The 19284-nt window shown below is 43.8% G+C and carries 20 protein-coding genes and 3 tRNA genes; 21 read left to right on the forward strand and 2 right to left on the reverse strand.

The features are described 5' to 3' along the window. Positions 1-223: 223 nt before the first annotated feature. From EV146_RS18180 to EV146_RS18195, 4 genes are all read left to right on the forward strand, one after another. Positions 224-1075: a DegV family protein gene (locus EV146_RS18180; protein ID WP_132009130.1), complete on the forward strand. Its 852-nt coding sequence runs from the start codon at positions 224-226 to the stop codon at positions 1073-1075. A 114-nt stretch (positions 1076-1189) separates the two neighbouring features. Continuing rightward, positions 1190-1762, forward strand: a complete 573-nt coding sequence (locus EV146_RS18185; RefSeq protein ID WP_121612103.1) for an SCO family protein — start codon at positions 1190-1192, stop codon at positions 1760-1762. A 107-nt stretch (positions 1763-1869) separates the two neighbouring features. Beyond that, positions 1870-2706, forward strand: coding sequence for an SGNH/GDSL hydrolase family protein (locus EV146_RS18190; protein ID WP_121612104.1), 837 nt, complete (start codon positions 1870-1872; stop codon positions 2704-2706). Positions 2707-2710: 4 nt separating this feature from the next. Next, positions 2711-3292 (forward strand): YpmS family protein, encoded by a 582-nt coding sequence (locus EV146_RS18195; protein WP_121612105.1) that lies wholly within the window; start codon positions 2711-2713, stop codon positions 3290-3292. A gap of 288 nt (positions 3293-3580) precedes the next feature. Here the strand turns inward: EV146_RS18195 and EV146_RS18200 are convergent, their stop codons facing one another. Then, entirely contained in the window at positions 3581-4249 is a 669-nt protein-coding gene (locus EV146_RS18200) for a DUF4397 domain-containing protein (RefSeq protein ID WP_132009133.1), read from the reverse strand. A gap of 260 nt (positions 4250-4509) precedes the next feature. Here EV146_RS18200 and msrA point away from each other — a divergent pair, with 260 nt between their 5' ends. The 3 genes from msrA to EV146_RS18215 are packed head-to-tail and all read left to right on the forward strand — an operon-like array spanning position 4510 to position 6023. Then, positions 4510-5043, forward strand: a complete 534-nt coding sequence (gene msrA, locus EV146_RS18205) for a peptide-methionine (S)-S-oxide reductase MsrA (RefSeq protein WP_241993950.1) — start codon at positions 4510-4512, stop codon at positions 5041-5043. A gap of 7 nt (positions 5044-5050) precedes the next feature. Next, complete coding sequence (msrB, locus tag EV146_RS18210) at positions 5051-5488, forward strand: peptide-methionine (R)-S-oxide reductase MsrB (RefSeq protein WP_132009211.1); 438 nt, start codon at positions 5051-5053, stop codon at positions 5486-5488. 34 nt (positions 5489-5522) lie between these two features. Next, on the forward strand, positions 5523-6023 hold the full coding sequence (locus EV146_RS18215; protein ID WP_132009136.1) for a PTS sugar transporter subunit IIA: 501 nt from the start codon (positions 5523-5525) through the stop codon (positions 6021-6023). A gap of 46 nt (positions 6024-6069) precedes the next feature. On the opposite strand, the gene EV146_RS18220 is transcribed toward EV146_RS18215, so the two are convergent. Next, positions 6070-6699, reverse strand: coding sequence for a DUF502 domain-containing protein (locus EV146_RS18220; protein WP_132009139.1), 630 nt, complete (start codon positions 6697-6699; stop codon positions 6070-6072). Positions 6700-6931: 232 nt separating this feature from the next. Here EV146_RS18220 and EV146_RS18225 point away from each other — a divergent pair, with 232 nt between their 5' ends. From EV146_RS18225 to EV146_RS18290, 14 genes are all read left to right on the forward strand, one after another. After that, positions 6932-7069 carry a YjcZ family sporulation protein gene (locus EV146_RS18225; protein ID WP_121613965.1) on the forward strand — a complete coding sequence of 46 codons (138 nt, stop codon included), beginning with the start codon at positions 6932-6934 and terminating at the stop codon, positions 7067-7069. A 397-nt stretch (positions 7070-7466) separates the two neighbouring features. Next, a complete protein-coding gene (locus tag EV146_RS18230; RefSeq protein ID WP_132009142.1) occupies positions 7467-8804 on the forward strand; it encodes an aspartate aminotransferase family protein in 1338 nt (445 codons plus the stop codon). A 13-nt stretch (positions 8805-8817) separates the two neighbouring features. After that, positions 8818-9519, forward strand: a complete 702-nt coding sequence (locus EV146_RS18235; protein ID WP_132009145.1) for a CoA transferase subunit A — start codon at positions 8818-8820, stop codon at positions 9517-9519. Beyond that, positions 9504-10169, forward strand: coding sequence for a 3-oxoacid CoA-transferase subunit B (locus EV146_RS18240; protein ID WP_132009148.1), 666 nt, complete (start codon positions 9504-9506; stop codon positions 10167-10169). Before EV146_RS18235 ends, EV146_RS18240 begins: the two co-directional genes overlap by 16 nt. A gap of 24 nt (positions 10170-10193) precedes the next feature. After that, the gene (locus EV146_RS18245) at positions 10194-11483 is read left to right on the forward strand and encodes a peptidase (RefSeq protein ID WP_132009151.1); all 1290 of its coding nucleotides are present in this window, start codon (positions 10194-10196) and stop codon (positions 11481-11483) included. Further along, positions 11471-12796, forward strand: a complete 1326-nt coding sequence (gene gabT / locus EV146_RS18250; protein WP_132009154.1) for a 4-aminobutyrate--2-oxoglutarate transaminase — start codon at positions 11471-11473, stop codon at positions 12794-12796. The genes EV146_RS18245 and gabT overlap by 13 nt, the downstream gene beginning before the upstream one ends. Positions 12797-12806: 10 nt before the next feature. Further along, positions 12807-14228: an aldehyde dehydrogenase family protein gene (locus tag EV146_RS18255; RefSeq protein WP_132009157.1), complete on the forward strand. Its 1422-nt coding sequence runs from the start codon at positions 12807-12809 to the stop codon at positions 14226-14228. Positions 14229-14306: 78 nt separating this feature from the next. Continuing rightward, positions 14307-15179, forward strand: coding sequence for a putative beta-lysine N-acetyltransferase (ablB, locus tag EV146_RS18260; protein ID WP_132009160.1), 873 nt, complete (start codon positions 14307-14309; stop codon positions 15177-15179). A gap of 46 nt (positions 15180-15225) precedes the next feature. Next, complete coding sequence (locus EV146_RS18265; RefSeq protein ID WP_132009163.1) at positions 15226-16602, forward strand: sigma-54 interaction domain-containing protein; 1377 nt, start codon at positions 15226-15228, stop codon at positions 16600-16602. Positions 16603-16767: 165 nt separating this feature from the next. Further along, positions 16768-18195 carry a lysine 2,3-aminomutase gene (gene kamA, locus EV146_RS18270; RefSeq protein WP_132009166.1) on the forward strand — a complete coding sequence of 476 codons (1428 nt, stop codon included), beginning with the start codon at positions 16768-16770 and terminating at the stop codon, positions 18193-18195. A gap of 2 nt (positions 18196-18197) precedes the next feature. Next, on the forward strand, positions 18198-18476 hold the full coding sequence (locus EV146_RS18275) for a YokU family protein (protein WP_132009169.1): 279 nt from the start codon (positions 18198-18200) through the stop codon (positions 18474-18476). A gap of 469 nt (positions 18477-18945) precedes the next feature. After that, positions 18946-19021 (forward strand) — tRNA-Val (locus EV146_RS18280). Positions 19022-19047: 26 nt separating this feature from the next. Beyond that, positions 19048-19123: transfer RNA gene (locus tag EV146_RS18285), tRNA-Thr, on the forward strand. Between the two features lie 68 nt (positions 19124-19191). Continuing rightward, a tRNA-Lys gene (locus EV146_RS18290) sits at positions 19192-19267 on the forward strand. The last annotated feature ends 17 nt before the right edge of the window (positions 19268-19284 follow it).

The following is a 19284-nucleotide window of genomic DNA, read 5'->3' on the forward strand; positions in this document are numbered from 1 at the left end:
TGGCGTTTGAAGGTTTTTTTTAGAGTATTTATCTGCCCTCACAGAAGAGCGGATTTAAAAAGTTCCTAAATCAGGCCGACTGCGAACAATTAGCTACAACATCCGAACTGAATAGTAAAGCTTCAATATGTCCTGGCGCCTAACTTGGCGCTTTTTTGATTTTCTTAACGGAATAGGAAGTTGTATAATATTTTAAGACTGTTTATTTAGGGATGTGTTTGATATGGGAAAAATTAAAATTGTTACTGATTCCACGGTGGATCTGGATCAGGGTTTGGTTAACCAGTATGATATCAGGATTGTGCCATTATCCATTTCCATTAATGGTGAACATTATCTGGACAGAGTTGATATAACGCCAAAAGAATTTATTGAGAAGATGAAAAACTCCCCTGAGCTTCCAAAAAGCTCCCAGCCATCTGCCGGGGAATTCCTTAAGGTTTATGATGAGCTTGCAGATGAGGGGTATGAGATTATTTCTATCCATATGACAGGCGGGATGAGCGGGACTGTCGCCTCCGCTGAAAGTGCTGCGGGAATGTCCAAGGCCCATGTGAAGGTTATTGATTCAAGATTCATTTCGAAAGGATTGGCATTTCAAGTTCTTGAAGCTGCGAGAATGGCTCAAGAGGGGAAGAAAATGGAAGACATTATCACAAGGCTCGAAGAAGTGCGGAACAATAGCAGACTCTATGTCGTCGTTGATACCCTTGATAATCTTGTAAAGGGAGGAAGAATAGGCAAAGGAAAGGCCATGATTGGCTCGTTATTGAATATAAAACCAATTGCTTCTCTCGAAGGAGGTGTATATACGCCTGTTGCAAAGGTGCGCAGCCACACTCAGGTTGTAAAGTACCTGGCAAAGCAGTTTGCTGAAGATACAAAAAACAGAACCATTAAGGGAGTGGGCCTAGTGCACGCTGAAGGATATGAATTGGCATCCAAACTGAAAACTGCACTGATTGAGCTGACAGGGTATACACAAATCCAGATAGAGGACACAACACCGATCATCAGCACCCACACGGGAGTTGGGGCGATTGGGTTTATGTATTATTTCGAGCAGGGGGAATAATGATCTAAATTTATTGAAGTTTTAATTTCCCTTCTAACCTTTTTCTTTCTTATTCGACAAACCTTTGCTAGAATGAGTTGGTAGAATCAGAAAATTGCAGGTGAATAAAAACAAATGAAGAAACTGTTACTATTATTGGGTGCCGCCGTTTTACTAATGGCCGCGTGCGGGCAAAAAGGGATTGAAAATGCATTGAACTGGCCTGTCGAGGATTTCAATTATACCAACCAGGAAGAGAAGCCTATCGGGTTGAAAGACTTAAAGGGGAAGGTCTGGATTGCTGATTTTATTTTTACAAACTGTGCGGATGTCTGTCCTCCAATGACAGCCAACATGCTGAAGCTTCAGGATCTGGTGAAAGAGGAGAAGCTCGAAGATGTTGAATTTGTTTCTTTCAGTGTCGATCCAGCAGTAGATACTCCCAAAGTGTTAAAAGAGTATGGGGAGCGCTTCAGTGTAGATTTTAAAAACTGGAACTTCCTGACGGGATACAGTCAGGCTGATATCGAAAAATTCGCGATGGATAATTTTAAAACCATTGTCAAAAAGCCTGAAGAAGGAGATCAGGTAATTCACCAGACCTATTTTTATCTTGTTGATCAAAATGGGAAAGTGATGAAATCTTATACGGGTCTTAATGATATTCCATACGAGGAAATCATAAAGGATATTAAAGCAATACAATAGGCTTTTAGCCTATTTTTTTTGGCTTCCATTTCAAGGGTAGTGCGTGTGTCAACTCGGAAACTGGAGTGGTATAATAATAAAAACATTTATAAAGGCAGGTGAAAGCAATGTTGAAAAAAATCACCTTACTTTATCTGTGCGGTTTGCTATTAACTTCGTGCAGTCATTTGGAAAGAACGGTCGATGAAAGAGAAACCGCCACAAAAAACACGGCTATTGATCTGAAGGACCCTGTTCCCGAGGAATTCATTCCTGGTCCATTTCACATTGTGGCCGTTGGGGATTCCCTGACGAAAGGGGTAGGGGACAGTAAAGAGCAGGGCGGCTATCTTCCGTATCTTGCAAACTTGCTGGATAACGAGAGCGGAGTGAAGGAAGTCAGCGTTCAAAATTATGGAGTAAAGGGGCACCGGACCGACCAGCTTATAGAAAGACTTGGGAAACCTGCCATCAGGGAAGCAATCGGGGAAGCAGACATGGTAACCGTTACGGTGGGCGGAAATGATATGATGAAAATCATCAGGGAAAATTTCCTGAGCCTGGAGCTATCTTTATTTCAGTCTGAGAAATCAGCCTACGCATCACGGGTGAGAAAGACGATCGAGTCGATACGGTCTGCAAATCCCGATGTTGCAATTGTCCTGATCGGTTTTTATAATCCGTTCTTTCAGTGGTTTTCGAACATTCAAGAAATGAACGTAATCGTAGATGAGTGGAATGAAGCTGGATCTTCAGTTGTTGATGAATACCCCAATGCCGTTTTTGTTGATATTGACGACCTTTTTCTCGATAATGGAGAGAGCCTGCTATTTGATGATAACTTCCATCCTAATGACAGGGGCTATCAATTGATTGCTGAACGCGTATATGAGGAGCTTGGCGAGGATTCGATCGAAGTTCTTGGCGAGAAGCCATATACCGTCCGGAAAGAGGAGAGTTATTAAATAGATGAAAAACAAGTGGAAGCTGGCATTTTTTATATTGCTCGGTTCAGTAGCAGCAATCTTAATCACCTTATTTATCATGGCTAGCGCACCAGTTGAAGAGGGTGAAAATATTCCGAACACCAGTGAGGCTGCTGAAAGAGAAGTTTCTTTCGATATCACCACCAATAAAGCGGATTTAAATAAAGTCATCAATCATTATCTTGAAGAAGAAGGATTTTCAGGTTCGATTGATTATCAGGTGTTATTACAGGATGAGGTAGAACTTTATGGAGCGATCCCGGTATTTGGCCAGGAACTGCAAATGAAGCTGACGTTTGAACCAAAAGCGCTAAAGAACGGGGATCTTGTTTTAAGGCAGGAGTCCATCTCTCTCGGGGCATTAAATCTTCCTGTATCCTATGTTATGAACCTGATTAAAAGTAGCTACGAGATTCCTGAATGGGTTGAAATCCGGCCGGGTGAAGAAACGGTGTATGTTTCTTTACAAACAATGAAGCTGAAATCAAATATCAAAGTCCGGGCCAATAAATTTGATTTAAAGCGTGACAATATTTCTTTTACTTTGCTTGTGCCTGTAGATTAAAAAAGTGCGTACAGTCCTGGTTCTGATAGCTGAACGAGTGCAACAAGGTTCAGGCGTGAAATCCGCTCGGTTTCACGCCTGATTTTTTTATGTTTATAGGTACAGCTCCTTTCTCCAACTTCAAGGAGGAAATTCATTTTCTCTTTGAATGATTGCGGTTAATCCATTAAATTAAAGCTCCTTCATTCTATAATAGAAATTATTTTCTGCTGTCGGCCAGGTGTCGAGCTAATCAATAAGAAAAACCGGCTCTGGGACTTTCCCTGCCGGTAAAAGGTAAAGTATCTATTATCCACGGAGCAGTATTAGCTCAATGGGGTGTTCATCATCCGTTAATCCAACGAGAAAGGCAGTATATGCCCGGTCCGGTTTTAATTTAATTTCAGGGAGCTGACAGATTACTTCGCTAGTACCAGCTATTCTGGCTTCGAGATTAAGAACCATGGGAGTAACTCCAAGATACGAGGTAGAGTTCCGGTAAGGAATCTTCTGAAAGATCACATCTCTGCTCTTTACCGCAATATCAATATCCTTTATGCCGGGGGAAAGATGAATGAACCGTATTTTTGCCTCTTTTGCCGGTACGTCATGCTGATCTTCAAATGTTAGAATCCTGTGATTATCGGACTTTCCTGCTGCAGCAAGTGTATAACATTTCCCCGCCTGTATATGAACCTTTTTGCTGATGAGTGCATAGGCTGACTCTCCAGCTGGATAAAAATCGAACTGGTATTGACCAGAAGGCAGATTTATATATGTGGTTGAACTCTTATAATGGAAATTTTGAAGGACCGGCCTGCCGTCTAAAAAAATATCTACAGGTGGCAATTCTGGCGAAGCATGCAAGAACCTGAGCGTCGCAGGCATGGCTGCAACAGAATTTCTAACAGGAAAACATGCTTGCATTCTATCTGAAAAACTGCGAAAGTATTTATGCTGAGACTTATTATCGTACATACCATTCGCTCCTAAAACATTCTTTTTATGGTTATCATATGGCTCTTTGGCATGTCATGTGACCTGGCCCGGACAAAATTTTTGAAATCAGAATGAGAAGAAGGCTGTTCACAGCTTTCATGAAGATGGAATCTGGAGCTCGTGCCATTATTAGAGACTAACTCAAATGATAAATGCAATGTAAAGCCTATGTTTTGGTTTTCGGTGTGATTATATGTACAATAGGGAAAAGGAATGGAGAATGTCCAGGAGGTGTTAAAATGGCAGAAAAAAGGATGGAGCTCGCTACATTTGCGGGTGGCTGTTTCTGGTGCATGGTGAAACCATTTGATCAGCAGCCTGGTATCCAAAGTGTTATTTCTGGCTATACCGGCGGTACAAAGGAAAACCCCACATATCAGGAGGTTTGTAGTGATACAACTGGTCATTATGAGGCAGTTCAAATAAGCTATGATCCACAATTGTTTTCATATGAGAAATTATTGGAGATTTTCTGGCAGCAGCATGATCCAACCGACTCGGGCGGCCAATTTTTTGACCGGGGAACCTCATATAAGCCTGCCATCTTTTATCATAATGAAGAACAGAAGAAATTGGCTGAAGAATCAAAACGGAAGCTGCAGGAAAGTGGTAGGTTTTCAAAGCCGATTGTAACCGAGATTCTTCCGGCGAAGACATTTTACCGGGCTGAAGAGTATCATCAGGATTTCTATAAGAAAAACCCTGAGCGATATAATGCTTATCAAAAAGGTTCTGGCCGGGCCGATTTTATCGCAAGGCAGCGGGAGGTATAACATGGGAATGAAGGATAAAGAAGAGCTTAAAAAGAAACTCACCCCAATGCAATACGAAGTAACTCAAAATAATGGGACCGAGCCGCCGTTCCGCAATGAATTTTGGGATGATTTCAGGGAAGGTCTCTACGTTGACATCGTTTCCGGGGAACCGCTTTTCAGTTCAAAGGATAAATTTGACTCATCATGCGGCTGGCCAAGCTTTACAAAGCCAGTTAAGGACGAGGAAGTTGAAGAGAAAATGGACTACAGCCATTTTATGGCCCGGACAGAAGTGAGGAGCAAGACGGCAGATTCCCATCTTGGCCATGTTTTTAATGACGGACCTGGACCAACCGGACTCCGTTATTGCATAAATTCGGCGGCACTCCGTTTTATTCCTAAAGAGGACCTTGAAGCAGAAGGCTATGGTGAATACCTGAAACTGTTTGAAGAACAACAATAATTTTTACTTTTACATCGAAAGGCAGGGAACATCCATGTTTAAAAAATTATTTGGAAAAAAAGAAGAGCCTGTTAAAACGATTCAGCTAAATGCGCCACTTTCCGGCACTGCTGTACCGCTTGAAAGGGTGCCTGACCCCGTGTTTGCAGAGAAGATGATGGGAGATGGGCTTGCAATTGAACCTTCTGAGGGGCTCGTTGTTTCTCCTGTCGACGGTGAAATCATGCAGGTTTTTCCCACCAAGCATGCGATCGGCATCAGGGCCAAGAATGGTGCGGAAATCCTGATCCATATTGGACTCGAGACCGTTTCCTTAAATGGAGAGGGTTTTCAGACTTATATAAGTGAAGGCGATAAAGTAAAAACCGGTGACAAGCTTGTCGCATTTGACATGGAAATTATTAAAGAGAAAGCAAAAAGCACCGTTACCCCAATAATCATTACCAATACAGATCAGGCAGCTTCCCTCGTAATTAAAGGTGAAGGGAAGGTCGAGAGAGGGACCAGTTCCATAATTGAAGTAACATTTGAATAAAAAAAGGTACGGGCTTCAAGATGGCCCGTACCTTTTTTTGTGCTAATTAATCTACCAGCGAAGCCCGGTTTCTGCCTCCGGTTTCCCTCGCTGTTTTACTGCTGTTCGCGGATGTCATTCCTCCGGACAAGATAAACTTCATTGCTTCCTCAGGCGGAATATCAATCACTTCAACTTGCTCTTTGGGAATAAGAAAGGTGAAACCTGCCACCTGAAACGTCTGCGGGATATAGACCGCAGCATGGTCCTTCAATGGGCTGTAAAAGCTGTCAAGATTCTCGGTCGTAATAAACCCCATGCTTTTTATCTCCGTACCTGGAAGAGTGACAAGAACAACCTTCGAGAAGGATTTTTTATCTCCAAGAAATGAGCCAACAGTATCTTTGATGACGGAATAAACCGTTTTAACAATGGGAATTTTCTCAAGCAGCCTGTCGATTATCTTGATAATGCTTCCTGTAATAAACTGTGTCGACATCCAGCCTAAAGCGGTGATTAGAACAATGGTCGTCAGGAGTCCAATGCCGGGAATATAATCGTCCTTAAAATAAGGCTTTAACAGATTCCCAAGAATGCCATCCAGGAACATAAAGGTCTTATAGATCACATAGATGACTAGAATGATTGGGACAATAGTCAGAATTCCATTAATAAAGTTTTTGATAAACCTTTTCATTAGACGCTGTTTCTCCTTCATCTTTGTAAAAGTAACCATACATCACTTTTGGGAAATTTACAATCCACCTAAAAAAGAAAATGGGCAAATACACATACGGGTCAAGTACCTACTACATAAGGTGTTAATGTAAGAAAACAGAAATCAGTGAGGAGAGATGTTAATGTATAACTATGATAATATGGCGGCACCAATGTCTTCACCTAATATGCCGGCTCCGATGACAGCGCCTATGGCAGATTATAATATGTGCGGATATCCGTATGCAGGGGTAGCGGGTGCAGGATTTGGATGCCATAATACATTTGTATTAGTTGTGGTTCTCTTTATCTTACTCATCATCATCGGCTGTAGTTGTGGAAATTGGTAATATAAAAACTAGATTGTCCGGTTTTCCGGACAATTTTTTTATTTGACCAACGATCATCTCATCCAGGAATACATAGTGAAATTTCACACAGGAGAAAAAACGCGCAAGCAACTGATGTTTCTCTTTTTGCCTCTTTATAGTTCAGTGCGGCCTTATCTAAATCATAAGGGAACATAGTAGCCTTTTTGGCTTCCCGCTGGGCCCTTATCCTTAAAAAACTCTTTCAGGGTATGCCAGAGCAAACATTTTCTAATCAGTCTCAAAGACTGATTCTCTCTGCTTCAAGAGAAAACGCCGACCAAGGGAAATTCTTAATGAAAGATTTACATTCGTGATTCATACAATTTAAAGAATAGTCCCAGAAGGTTCAGATGCTTAAAAAGGGCGGAGTGAGAGGATGGAGCGAACGTATTTAATCAAGCCTTCCCTTGACGGTGATTATCCTGTGGTCGATTACGGGGATGGTGTTTATCTTTATGATACAGCAGGCAGGCAGTATCTTGATGCGGCAGCTGGTGCCGTTACAGCCAATATAGGTCACGGAGTGAAAGAAATCATCGAAGCGATGAACAATCAAGCTGAGAAAGTTTCGTTTGTTTACAGGTCGCAGTTTTCGAGCGCTGCCGCCGAACAGCTGGCTGAAAAATTGGCCCGCCATGCACCGGGGGATTTAAACTGGAGTTTTTTTGTCAACAGTGGGTCTGAGGCCACTGAAACCGCGATGAAAATTGCTATTCAATATTGGCAGGAACTAGGCAGGACGGGGAAAATAAAGATTTTATCACGGTGGATCAGCTATCATGGAATCACCCTTGGCGCGTTATCGATGTCAGGCCATCCAGGCAGAAGGGCCCGGTTTACCTCACTGCTTGAAGATTACCCGGTTGTTTCTCCTCCCTATTGTTACCGCTGCCCATATAATCTGACCCCTGAAAGCTGCGCTCTAGAATGTGCCCAAGAACTCGAATTGGCATTAAAACGGACAAATCCTGAAACCGTGGCCGCCTTCATCGCAGAGCCAATTGTCGGAGCTGCAGGTTCCGCCATAACTCCCCCGCCTGGCTATTATAAAAAAATCAAACAGATATGTGACAGGTATGAAGTTCTGTTTATTGCCGATGAGGTAATGACAGGGTGTGGGCGGACAGGAACTATGCTGGCTTGTGAACATTGGGGGGTTCTTCCAGATCTTGTTGCTCTCGGGAAGGGAATGGGCTCCGGTTATGCTCCGATTGCAGCTGCCCTGGTAAGCGAAAAGGTCATAGAGCCGATTAGAAATGGCTCAAAGGTCGTGATGAGCGGACATACATTGAGTGCCAATCCTCAATCCTGTGCAGCCGCCTTAGCTGTATTTAAATATCTTGAAAAAAATAACATTATGGAAGACGTGGAATCTAAAGGGACCTATTTGAAGAACCTGCTTGTAAAGCTCCAGAGACAGTACTCTTTTATAGGGGATGTAAGAGGGAAAGGCTTGCTGCTGGGAATGGAACTGGTCAGTGACAAAACTTCAAAACAGCCGTTTTCCCCTGAAATGAAGGTAACGGAGCGGCTGGTCCATCTTGCCAGGGAATATGGACTGCTAATCTATCCAGCAGCTGCCGGCCTGGACGGATCAAGTGGAGATGGTGTCATTATCTCGCCGCCATTAACTATAACGAAAAGGGAAATTGAAGAGCTTGTTAAACGGCTAAAAACCGTTTTGGAAGCATTCAAACAGGAATTAAAAATATGAGGAGATACAGCCAATGGGAAAACTAGCTAATTCTTTCCATAAAATAGCCGCGCTGAATCAAGCAATGGAATATTTCCAAGATGGAATGACAATTATGTTTGGCGGCTTTGGTGGAGTGGGTTCCCCCCCTGCTCTTATTGGAGCCATTCTGGAAAAGGACCTGAAGGAGCTGACACTGATTGGAAACGACACTGGATTTCCGGAGATCGGGATTGGAAAAATAGTCAGCAGAGGAATGGCCAGGAAAGTAATTGTCTCCCATATCGGTTCAAACCCTGTGGCTGGCAAGTTGATGAATGAAGGCTTGCTGGAGGTGGAATTTTCGCCGCAGGGAACACTAGCAGAACGAATTCGGGCCGGGGGAATGGGTATTGGCGCCATATTAGTCGATATTGGACTGGACAACGAGATGGTGATACAAGGGAAGCAGCAGTTCATCTTAAATGGTAGAGACTACTTGGTGGAACCCGCGCTTACTGCTGAAGTTTCCATTGTCTATGCTAGAAAAGCCGATCCGTATGGGAACCTGATCTACGATAAAAGCGCTAGAAATACTAATCCTTTGGTAGCGATGGCAGGGAATTATACTATTGCTGAGGTGGAGGAAATCGTCCCCCTTGGAGCTTTGAACCCAGAGGAAATTGTCACGCCAGGAGTGTTTGTCGACATGGTAATACCTACGTGCGGGGTGAACTGGAAATGGGCATGGGAATAGAGATAAGAAACAGAATGGCAAGAAGGGCAGCCCTCGAAATCAGCCCGGGAATGGTTGTAAATCTGGGAATAGGCATTCCATCTCTGGTGCCGAACTTTCTTCCTCCTGATATGCATGTCATGTTCCATGCTGAAAATGGGATAACTGGAATGGGAGCTACTCCACACGCAGGGGAGGAGGATGAGGCCCTATGCAATGCAGGGGGATTTCCGGTGACTGTTGTCCCCGGAGCCTCCTATTGCGATAGTGCTACAGCTTTTGGAATGATTCGGAGAGGGCGGGTGGATCTTTCCATACTGGGCTCACTTCAAGTAAGCGGCAAGGGGGATTTAGCAAACTGGATCATTCCTGGTAAAAAAGTTCCGGGAATGGGCGGCGCTATGGAGCTTGCCTCCAAAGCAAAAAAGCTGATTGTCCTTATGAGCCATACAGATAAGGCTGGGAACCCAAAGATTGTAGATGAATGTACGTTGCCATTAACATCGGGGCGATGCGTCGATCTAGTCATTACCGACCTTGCAGTATTTAAGGTCTCTAATCAAAAGCTGATTTTAATTGAACATAGAAATACAAGTTCTGTGGAGGAAGTAGCAGCTAAAACGGGCTGTACATTTGAGGTGCAGGACAATGTAAAAAAAGTAGCTTACTAGACTTAAAGGAAGGGAGCTAGCTGTGTGGAAGAGGGGCAGCAAAAGGTTATTCAGTATATCCGAAGGAATCAAGGGCGCGGCCAGCGTTTTCTGCAAAGGCTTGTTCAGGAAGGGAGTATACGAGGGCATGAAAGCAGGGCGCAGGCTGTCATAATCGAGAAGTGCAGGGAGCTAGGGCTGAAGATGGACATTTGGGAAATCGGCGGGGAGACTTTGACATCCCATCCTGCATTTTGTTCGGACAGGGTGAATTTTAAAGGAAATCCCAATGCTGTGGGGGTGCTGCAAGGAACTGGCGGAGGAAAATCACTTATCCTGAACGGTCACATAGACGTTGTTCCTGTTGGCTCGCTAAAAGTCTGGGAGCATGATCCTTTCAGCGGTCATGTTCATGACGGGAAGCTATATGGGCGGGGGTCGACTGACATGAAAGGCGGAACTGTTTCCTTGGTGATGGCGCTTGAAGCAATTGTGGAAAGCGGAATATCCTTAAAGGGGGACGTCATTTTCCAGAGTGTCATCGAAGAGGAAAGCGGCGGGGCCGGAACCCTAGCCGCAGTTTTAAGAGGATACCGGGCAGATGGCGCCATTATTCCTGAGCCTACGAATATGAAGTTTTTCCCGAAGCAGCAGGGTTCCATGTGGTTCAGAATCAAGGTAAAGGGGAAACAAGCCCACGGCGGGACAAGATACGAGGGAGTCAGTGCGATTGAGAAGGCCGAAAAGGTGCTTATGGAGCTGAGAGAATTAGAGAAACGTAGAAACAGGAAAATCGAGGATCCGCTTTTTGCGGGAATCCCAATTCCGATTCCGATTAATGTCGGTAAAATCAATGGTGGGGAATGGCCCTCTTCCGTTGCCGACTCAGCGATTATAGAAGGCCGGATGGGAGTGGCTCCTGACGAAACAATGGAACACGCAAAAAAAGAGATGGAGCTTGCAATCAAAGCAATGGCAGGACAGGATCAATGGTTAGAACGTCATCCGCCGGAGGTTGAATGGTTTGGGGCCAGCTGGCTACCGGGCAGCCTGGAAATCGACCATGAACTTGTCGCCGCTTTAAGTGAATGTTATTCGATGATAAAAGGGAAATCTCCAATAGTGGAAGCTTCACCTTGGGCAACTGATGGGGGCATCCTCAATAAAGTCGCCAACGTGCCAGTGGTTGTGTTTGGTCCAGGGGTTACAAAGAAAGCGCATGATGCTAACGAATATATTGAGCTGGCAGACGTCTTTGAAACAGCGGAAATCATCGCCCTCACCATCATGAAGTGGTGCGAGGCAAACGAGGGAGGGGCGAAATGGGAGCAATAAATTTAAAAACGGCTATACCGGGACCAAAGGCTGCTGAGCTATTAGCAAGGAAAGAAAAGAATGTACCTTCTGGCCCGTTCAATACGATGAAAACCTTTGCGGTAAAAGGGGAAGGGGCTCTTCTCACTGATATCGACGGAAATACATTCATCGATTTTGCAGGGGGAATCGGTACACAAAATGCAGGCCATTGTCCCCCAAGAGTGGTGAAGGCTTTGCATGAACAAATTGAAAAATACTTGCACCCATGCTTTCATGTCATGATGTATGAACCCTATATTGACCTGGCTGAAAAGCTGAATGGAATTACTCCAGGAAACCATGCCAAGAAAACCTTTTTTTTAAGCAGCGGTGCTGAAGCAGTTGAAAATGCTGTTAAAATTGCCAGGAAATATACAGGGAGAAAGGGAATTGTCAGTTTTGAGCGAGGCTTCCACGGCAGGACCTATATGGCAATGTCGTTGACCAGCAAAGTGAAGCCGTATAAATATCAATTTGGCCCATTTGCTCCCGAAACCTATAAATGGCCGTTCCCTTTCTATTTTCAATCAGGAATGCCGGAGGAAGATCTTGATGATTTACTGTTGAACAGGTATGAAAGCTTCTTTTTAAGTGAAGTGCCTCCTGATGAAATTGCTGCTGTTATCCTCGAGCCTGTCCAGGGAGAAGGCGGTTTTAACATCCCATCTAAAAGGTTCGTCCAGGGTGTAAAGAAGCTTTGTGAAAAATACGGGGTCCTATTCATCGCGGATGAGATTCAGACTGGGTTTGGGCGGACTGGCAAGATGTTTGCCATTGAGCATTTTGATGTGATTCCTGATCTGATGACCATGTCGAAATCAATTGCTGCAGGTCTTCCAATCAGTGCAGTTACAGGCAGGGCTGATATAATGGAAGCGGCAGGCACCGGAGAAATAGGCGGCACCTTCGGAGGAAGCCCCCTTGGCTGTGTAGCCGCCCTTGAGGTTATAAACACGATCAATTCCGAAAACTTATTGGAAAAGGCGGAAGCTATTGGGGCTTCGTTTCGGAAGCGTTTTGAAAAGCTGAAGCAATCAACGCCGGAAATTGGTGATCTCCGTTCACTGGGTGCAATGTGCGCAATTGAGTTTATTGACAGGGACGGAAAACCAAATCAGCCTCTTGTTCAAAAAATAATGAGCATTGCTCATCAGCGCGGTTTAATCATCATGGGGGCGGGGTTATATGGGAATGTAATCCGGCTGCTGACACCGTTAGTTGTTACAGAGCAGCAGCTTGAGGAGGGACTTCAGGTGCTGGAAGATGCCATCACTGAATGCTGCAGGAAATAGGAGGAAGAAGATGAAACAATCATTATGGATTAATGGCACCAACCATGAGACAGAAATTTACAAGCCATTGTATAGCCCTTTTGACGGGAAAAAACTAGCTGAGGTTGCGGCAGCAACAGATGAGGATGTAAAACTTGCCATTGAGGCAGCGTACAGGGCCAGAAAGACAATGGCCGAAATGCCGGCCTATCAAAGGGCGGAGATTCTGGAAAGAGTCACTGCTCAATTAAAGGAAGAAAGAGAAGAATGTGCCAGGCTGATTGCTGAAGAATCGGCCAAACCCTTGAAGGCTGCACGTGCTGAAGTAGACAGGACCATCATGACTTATACCTTCGCAGCTAATGAGGCAAGGGGAATTCACGGGGAGACGGTACCCCTTGATGGAGCACCTGGAGGGGAAGGGAGACTCGCTTATACAATCAGGGAGCCGTTAGGAGTCATTGCTGCCATTACACCCTTTAATTTTCCGATGAATCTAGTTGCTCATAAGGTGGGGCCTGCGATTGCTGCAGGAAACACCGTCGTCTTAAAGCCAGCCAGCCAAACCCCGCTCTCCTCCTATAAAATCGCCAAGTATTTTCAGAAAGCCGGACTGCCGGCAGGGGTACTGAATGTGGTCACGGGCAGCGGCAAAACGGTAGGGGATGCCCTGATCAATGATGAAAGGGTCAAAAAAGTTACTTTTACAGGAAGCCCAGCGGTCGGGAGATATATACGCGAAAATGCAGGACTCAAAAGAGTGACGCTTGAGCTCGGCTCGAATTCGGCAGTAATCGTAGACCAAGAAGTGGATATAGCAAAAATCATCCCGCGAATTGTCTCTGGAGCCTTTGCCTATCAAGGGCAAGTATGTATTTCGGTCCAGAGAATTTTCGTACATGAATCATTATTCGAAGCTTTCTCTAAGGCTTTTGTTGCGGAAGCCGAAAAACTGAGAGTGGGAAATCCGCTTGAAGAAGAGACAGATGTTTCAGCGCTAATTTCAAGGGAAGACGTCAAGCGGGCTAAAGGCTGGGTAGATGAAGCAGTCGCCCGCGGAGCCGAACTGGCACTGGGAGGGGTGGAGGAGGATGCGGTCCTTCATCCTACTGTCCTTCTCCATGCTGAATTAACAGAAAAAGTTTCCTGCGAAGAAATATTTGCGCCGGTCGTTCATATTAACAGATTCAGCAGTTTTAACGAAGCTTTAGAAATGGTGAATCAGTCACAATTTGGACTTCAGGCTGGTGTATATACCAATGACGTCAACAGAGCCTTTAAAGCGGCGAGAACTCTCGAAGTCGGGGGTGTAATGATCAATGATATCCCTACCTTCAGGGTAGACAATATGCCATATGGCGGAGTTAAGCTAAGTGGAACCGGCCGTGAAGGAATTAAGTATGCAATCGAAGAAATGACCGAGCTCAAGCTGGTCAGCTTTAAATTGGACTAATCCATCGGTTTTGCAGATAGGTAAATTAACAAATAGCCTGGCCATTCTGGCCGGGCTTTACTGAAATGGGGGGAATGTATGAACCTAAGCAAAACAATGGTATCACAGGGCCCTGACTACTGTTTGACCATTTATCTTGACCATCGGAACCTTCGGGTAAGAGTGGACGATTATCTAGGGAACATTGATCAAATACTTGAGGAAAGTGAAAGAATAGCGAAGCTGCATAAAGTTGAGAAGTTAATAATTAAGGCGAGGGAGACTCATTTTATAAAACTGCTCGAGCGCGGCTACCGGTGTGAAGCGGTCGTGGATCACTACTTTCTTGGGTCTGACTGCCTGTTTTTTTCAAAATTCTACAGTGCCAAAAGAAGTGCTAACGAACAGTGGAAAAAAGAAGAGGAAATTCTCGAAGATGTATCCTTGCTGCAAAGGCAGTCCCCTCCATTTAAAATACCCGGAGAATTTCAGCTCGAGAAGATGGAAGGAAAAGATGCTGAAAAACTTGCAAAGCTTTATAAACAGGTGTTTGAACTCTATCCCACTCCCTTAAATGACCCCGAATACATCAAGCAGACTTTAAAAGAGGGGACTGTTTATTACGGATTTCGGTACGATGGGGAAATCATAAGTGCAGCTTCGGCAGAAATTAATTCTTTTTATAAAAATGCGGAACTTACCGATTGTGCAACTTTAAAAGAGTTCAGAAAATATGGGTTAATGAAGGTGTTGCTGCTGGAGCTGGAGAAAGAGCTTAAACTCAATGGGATATTCTGTACCTATTCAATTGCCAGGGCTCTCTCTTTCGGGATGAATGCTGCCCTCCATCAGCTGGGGTATTCGTACCGGGGAAGGCTGGTGAACAATTGCTTTATTTTTGATAAGCTTGAGGACATGAATGTATGGGTCAGGGACCTATCGAAAGATGCCGGGTTTTCGGCAGTAAGATGACTTTTTTTCGGCACCCTCTCATATATAAACAGAGGGGGATGATACTTTGAATAAAGCCGAAAATATAACGGAAGAGTTTCTTGGTGCCATACTGGGAAGCATTGATGAGGCAATCCATGCAGTAAATACAAAAGGGATTACTATTTTCTACAACGAAGTAGCTGCCCGCCATGATGGACTGGAAATCGAGGAGGTAATAGGAAAGCCGATTTTGAATATATATCCTTCACTAAGCGAAAAGTCCAGCACCCTCCTCAATGTCCTGAAAACCAGGATGCCCTTATATAATAAAACACAATCATTTGTTAATCTTCATGGGAAAAAAATTGAAACTGTAAACACAACCTTGCCAATCATCGTAAAAGGAGAGCTGATAGGTGCGGTTGAAATCGCAAAGGATTATTCCAGGTTAAAAGAGCTGGCCGAACGGCTTGTTGATATACAGAAAGTCCTGAAGCAAAACACCTCTAAAAGCCCTTCTCATGGAGCTAAATACAGTTTTGGCGACATCCTGACAAAGAACAAAAGCTTTATTCAAACAAAGGAACAAGCGGAAAAGCTTGCTGTATCCCAATCCCCCATAATGGTATTCGGGGAAAGCGGAACAGGGAAGGAATTATTTGTCCATGCCATCCATAACGCTTCCAAAAGGAGAAATGGGCCACTGATTCCCCAAAATTGTGCAGCTATTCCTGAAAACCTGCTTGAAGGTATACTTTTTGGAACTTCAAAAGGAAGTTTTACAGGTGCAGTAGACAGGCCAGGTCTGTTTGAACTTGCAGATGGAGGAACATTGTTCCTGGACGAACTGCATGCCATGCCTGTGGAGCTGCAGGCAAAGCTTTTGCGTGTGCTCGAGGACGGGGCAGTAAGAAGGATAGGGAGTTCGAAGGTCATATCAGTTGATGTCCGTGTTATCTCAGCCATGAATATCAATCCGCTGAAAGCTGTTGAAGAAAACAAGCTTCGTGAGGATCTATTTTATCGATTGAACGTTCTCACATTTGAAGTGACGCCGCTAAGGGAGCGCCCTGAAGATATCCTCTATCTGACAGAGAAATTTATTGGCGATTTCAGCCGGCAGCTTGGCAAGCAGGAGATCCGATGGAACAGGGAGGTAGAAGGTGTTTTCTTGAATCATTCCTGGCCCGGGAATATCCGTGAACTGAAACATACCATCGAATATATGATGAATGTTTGTGAAGGAGAGAGCCTCAATACAAATGATCTGCCAGCACTTCTAAGGAAAACGGAAAAAAGGATTAACGTTATTCAATCTGATCTTAGTCTTAAAGAAAATCTAAAAAGGTACGAACAAGGACTCATTCAAAGGGCAATGGAAGAAAGCGGTGGGAATATTCAAAAAGCTGCCCGGCTTCTTGGAATACCAAGGCAGACCCTTCAATATAAATTAAAAAAGTAACGAACTGCACCGCCTGCCAAAAAATCGGCAGGCTTTTTTTGTGACTCCTTTATCCTTGTGGTCGAAAGGATCAAAATTACGGTCTCTCCTTCATGCTCTTCAACTGAACTGTTGGCATGAAATTTGCATAGATAATAAGTATAAAAGAGCTAAGGGGGACATTAAATGAAACCTTTTTTATATACACCCGACCGCCACTGGAAAGATATTGAATTATGGAAGGATGTTACGGACGAACAATGGAATGACTGGATTTGGCAGCTGACCAATACGATAAGGACGCTCGAAGACTTAAAAAAAGTTATTCGTCTTACACCCGAAGAAGAGGAAGGGGTCCGTATTTCAACCAAAACAATCCCTTTGAATATAACTCCCTACTATGCTTCGCTAATGAACCCTGACGATCCAAGATGCCCTGTAAGGATGCAGTCGGTACCGATTGGAAAAGAAATTTTAAAAACTAAGTATGATCTCGAGGATCCTCTTCATGAAGATGAAGACTCTCCTGTTCCTGGGCTGACTCACCGCTATCCGGACAGAGTCCTTTTTCTAGTCACAAATCAATGTTCTATGTATTGCCGCTACTGTACTAGAAGAAGGTTTTCAGGACAAATAGGAATGGGCGTACCGAAAAAACAGCTCGATGCCGCCATAAATTATATTAGGAATACGGAAGAAGTGAGAGATGTTCTAATATCAGGCGGGGATGGGTTATTGATTAATGACAATATCCTTGAATACATTCTCAAAAACCTAAGGGAAATCGACCATGTTGAAATTATCAGGATTGGCACACGGGCACCGGTCGTCTTTCCGCAGAGAATTACCGAAAATCTGTGCAGCATCCTGAAAAAATACCATCCAGTGTGGCTCAATACCCATTTTAATACTTCTATTGAAATTACTGAGGAATCAAAAAAAGCCTGTGATATGCTTGCTGACGCAGGGGTGCCTGTTGGCAATCAGTCGGTTATTTTGGCGGGGATTAATGACAGTGTCCCGATTATGAAAAAACTAATGCATGACCTGGTAAAAATAAGGGTGAGGCCGTATTACATCTATCAATGTGACCTTTCAGAAGGAATCGGGCATTTCCGTGCCCCAGTTTCCAAAGGGCTGGAGATTATTGAAGGTCTTAGAGGTCATACAAGCGGGTATGCTGTACCAACCTTTGTTGTGGATGCTCCAGGAGGTGGAGGGAAAATTGCCCTGCAGCCCAATTATCTAATTTCTCAAAGCCCCGAGAAAGTGATTCTGCGGAATTTTGAAGGGGTCATCACTTCTTATCCTGAGCCTGAAAATTATATTCCTGGCCGTGCCGAAGATTATTTCAAAGGAATCTATCCTGACTATGAGAATAAAAAATCAAATGTTGGGATTGCTGCAGTAATGAATGACAGCAAGTTCAACCTGGTCCCGGAAGATTTGCAAAGGCTTGACAGACGGAATCGATTCCAGGAAGACCCGGCTCATACTACACTAAAAGATAAAAGAGGAAAACGGGATGAGTTAAAGGAGAAAAAGTTCCAGGCACAGCAAATTAAAACATCAGGAGGCTCTGAAAAAATTCAGGCACCGAAAGAAGGGGATTGAATATGACATTGCTATGTGATTGGTGCGGTTGCAAGGCCAGGGCTGGTAAAAATACTGTTTACTGGGAGCTCCCTGATGGGTCTAGGGCAATAATGATTACAAGCACTCCGGCCATAGTGTGTACGGCATGTGGAATGGAATACCAAACTGATATTATAACAAAAGAAATTGAAGACCAATTATTTTTAGTGGATACAAAAACAATCGGAAAATCATTGAGTTACGATGAATTGGTTGGGATGCCCAGGCTTTTAAAGAGAAACTACTTTGATTTTTCTTGAGACCGAAAACCATGAATCCAAGAGTTGCGTCTGTTGTAATTCTTGGATTTTTTTCTAATAAAACAAGTCATCGTTTCAGGGACCATGGACAGAATAAAAAACATCCTGAACGACAAAGAAATGATTGCTGATGATTCAGAGGTTGGTTGGCGAATTTTGTTCATCACCGTGCTCGTGGCTCACTTATTTTGGGTTATTATAATAGACAGTTTGTTTTTTGATCTTGGTCTTGCAAATACTTTTTGACCTTAACTATCGAAATGAGCGAAAAAGAGGGTATATACTATGCTTTAATAGCTTTCTTATATAAATAAAGTACATAATTGGCTGAAAAAGAAAAAATGTTGACATTATGAATGCACGCTGTTATTATTATAAATGTCGTTTAGAGCGATGAAAACAAACTTCGCTCTTAGAATAGAACAAATTACTTCTATTAATATAGAAAAATACGATTTCATTCAAAAATGGAGGATTAGCTCAGCTGGGAGAGCATCTGCCTTACAAGCAGAGGGTCGGCGGTTCGATCCCGTCATCCTCCACCATTAATTACTTATTTATTTAAATGTTTGCCGGTGTAGCTCAATTGGTAGAGCAACTGACTTGTAATCAGTAGGTTGAGGGTTCGATTCCTTTCGCCGGCACCACTTAGACTATAATGAGAGCCATTAGCTCTGATGAAGTCCATATAAACAAATAAACAATTTATTATAAGGAGCCATTAGCTCAGTCGGTAGAGCATCTGACTTTTAATCAGAGGGTCGAAGGTTCGAGTCCTTCATGGCTCACCATTTTCATACGCGGGTGT

The sequence above is a fragment of the Mesobacillus foraminis genome, assembly GCF_004340465.1.
Classification (GTDB): Bacteria; Bacillota; Bacilli; order Bacillales; family Cytobacillaceae; genus Mesobacillus_B; species Mesobacillus_B foraminis.

What these genes read in the sequence shown, in the direction of transcription:
- EV146_RS18255 (WP_132009157.1), top strand. Translation starts at nt 12,807, where the DNA reads ATGAAACAATCATTATGGATTAATGGCACCAACCATGAGACAGAAATT.
- gabT (WP_132009154.1), top strand. Translation starts at nt 11,471, where the DNA reads ATGGGAGCAATAAATTTAAAAACGGCTATACCGGGACCAAAGGCTGCT.
- EV146_RS18240 (WP_132009148.1), top strand. Translation starts at nt 9,504, where the DNA reads ATGGGCATGGGAATAGAGATAAGAAACAGAATGGCAAGAAGGGCAGCC.
- EV146_RS18195 (WP_121612105.1), top strand. Translation starts at nt 2,711, where the DNA reads ATGAAAAACAAGTGGAAGCTGGCATTTTTTATATTGCTCGGTTCAGTA.
- EV146_RS18220 (WP_132009139.1), bottom strand. Translation starts at nt 6,699, where the DNA reads ATGAAAAGGTTTATCAAAAACTTTATTAATGGAATTCTGACTATTGTC.
- EV146_RS18215 (WP_132009136.1), top strand. Translation starts at nt 5,523, where the DNA reads ATGTTTAAAAAATTATTTGGAAAAAAAGAAGAGCCTGTTAAAACGATT.
- msrA (WP_241993950.1), top strand. Translation starts at nt 4,510, where the DNA reads ATGGCAGAAAAAAGGATGGAGCTCGCTACATTTGCGGGTGGCTGTTTC.
- msrB (WP_132009211.1), top strand. Translation starts at nt 5,051, where the DNA reads ATGAAGGATAAAGAAGAGCTTAAAAAGAAACTCACCCCAATGCAATAC.
- EV146_RS18180 (WP_132009130.1), top strand. Translation starts at nt 224, where the DNA reads ATGGGAAAAATTAAAATTGTTACTGATTCCACGGTGGATCTGGATCAG.
- EV146_RS18190 (WP_121612104.1), top strand. Translation starts at nt 1,870, where the DNA reads ATGTTGAAAAAAATCACCTTACTTTATCTGTGCGGTTTGCTATTAACT.
- EV146_RS18185 (WP_121612103.1), top strand. Translation starts at nt 1,190, where the DNA reads ATGAAGAAACTGTTACTATTATTGGGTGCCGCCGTTTTACTAATGGCC.
- ablB (WP_132009160.1), top strand. Translation starts at nt 14,307, where the DNA reads ATGAACCTAAGCAAAACAATGGTATCACAGGGCCCTGACTACTGTTTG.
- EV146_RS18275 (WP_132009169.1), top strand. Translation starts at nt 18,198, where the DNA reads ATGACATTGCTATGTGATTGGTGCGGTTGCAAGGCCAGGGCTGGTAAA.
- kamA (WP_132009166.1), top strand. Translation starts at nt 16,768, where the DNA reads ATGAAACCTTTTTTATATACACCCGACCGCCACTGGAAAGATATTGAA.
- EV146_RS18200 (WP_132009133.1), bottom strand. Translation starts at nt 4,249, where the DNA reads ATGTACGATAATAAGTCTCAGCATAAATACTTTCGCAGTTTTTCAGAT.
- EV146_RS18230 (WP_132009142.1), top strand. Translation starts at nt 7,467, where the DNA reads ATGGAGCGAACGTATTTAATCAAGCCTTCCCTTGACGGTGATTATCCT.
- EV146_RS18225 (WP_121613965.1), top strand. Translation starts at nt 6,932, where the DNA reads ATGGCAGATTATAATATGTGCGGATATCCGTATGCAGGGGTAGCGGGT.
- EV146_RS18235 (WP_132009145.1), top strand. Translation starts at nt 8,818, where the DNA reads ATGGGAAAACTAGCTAATTCTTTCCATAAAATAGCCGCGCTGAATCAA.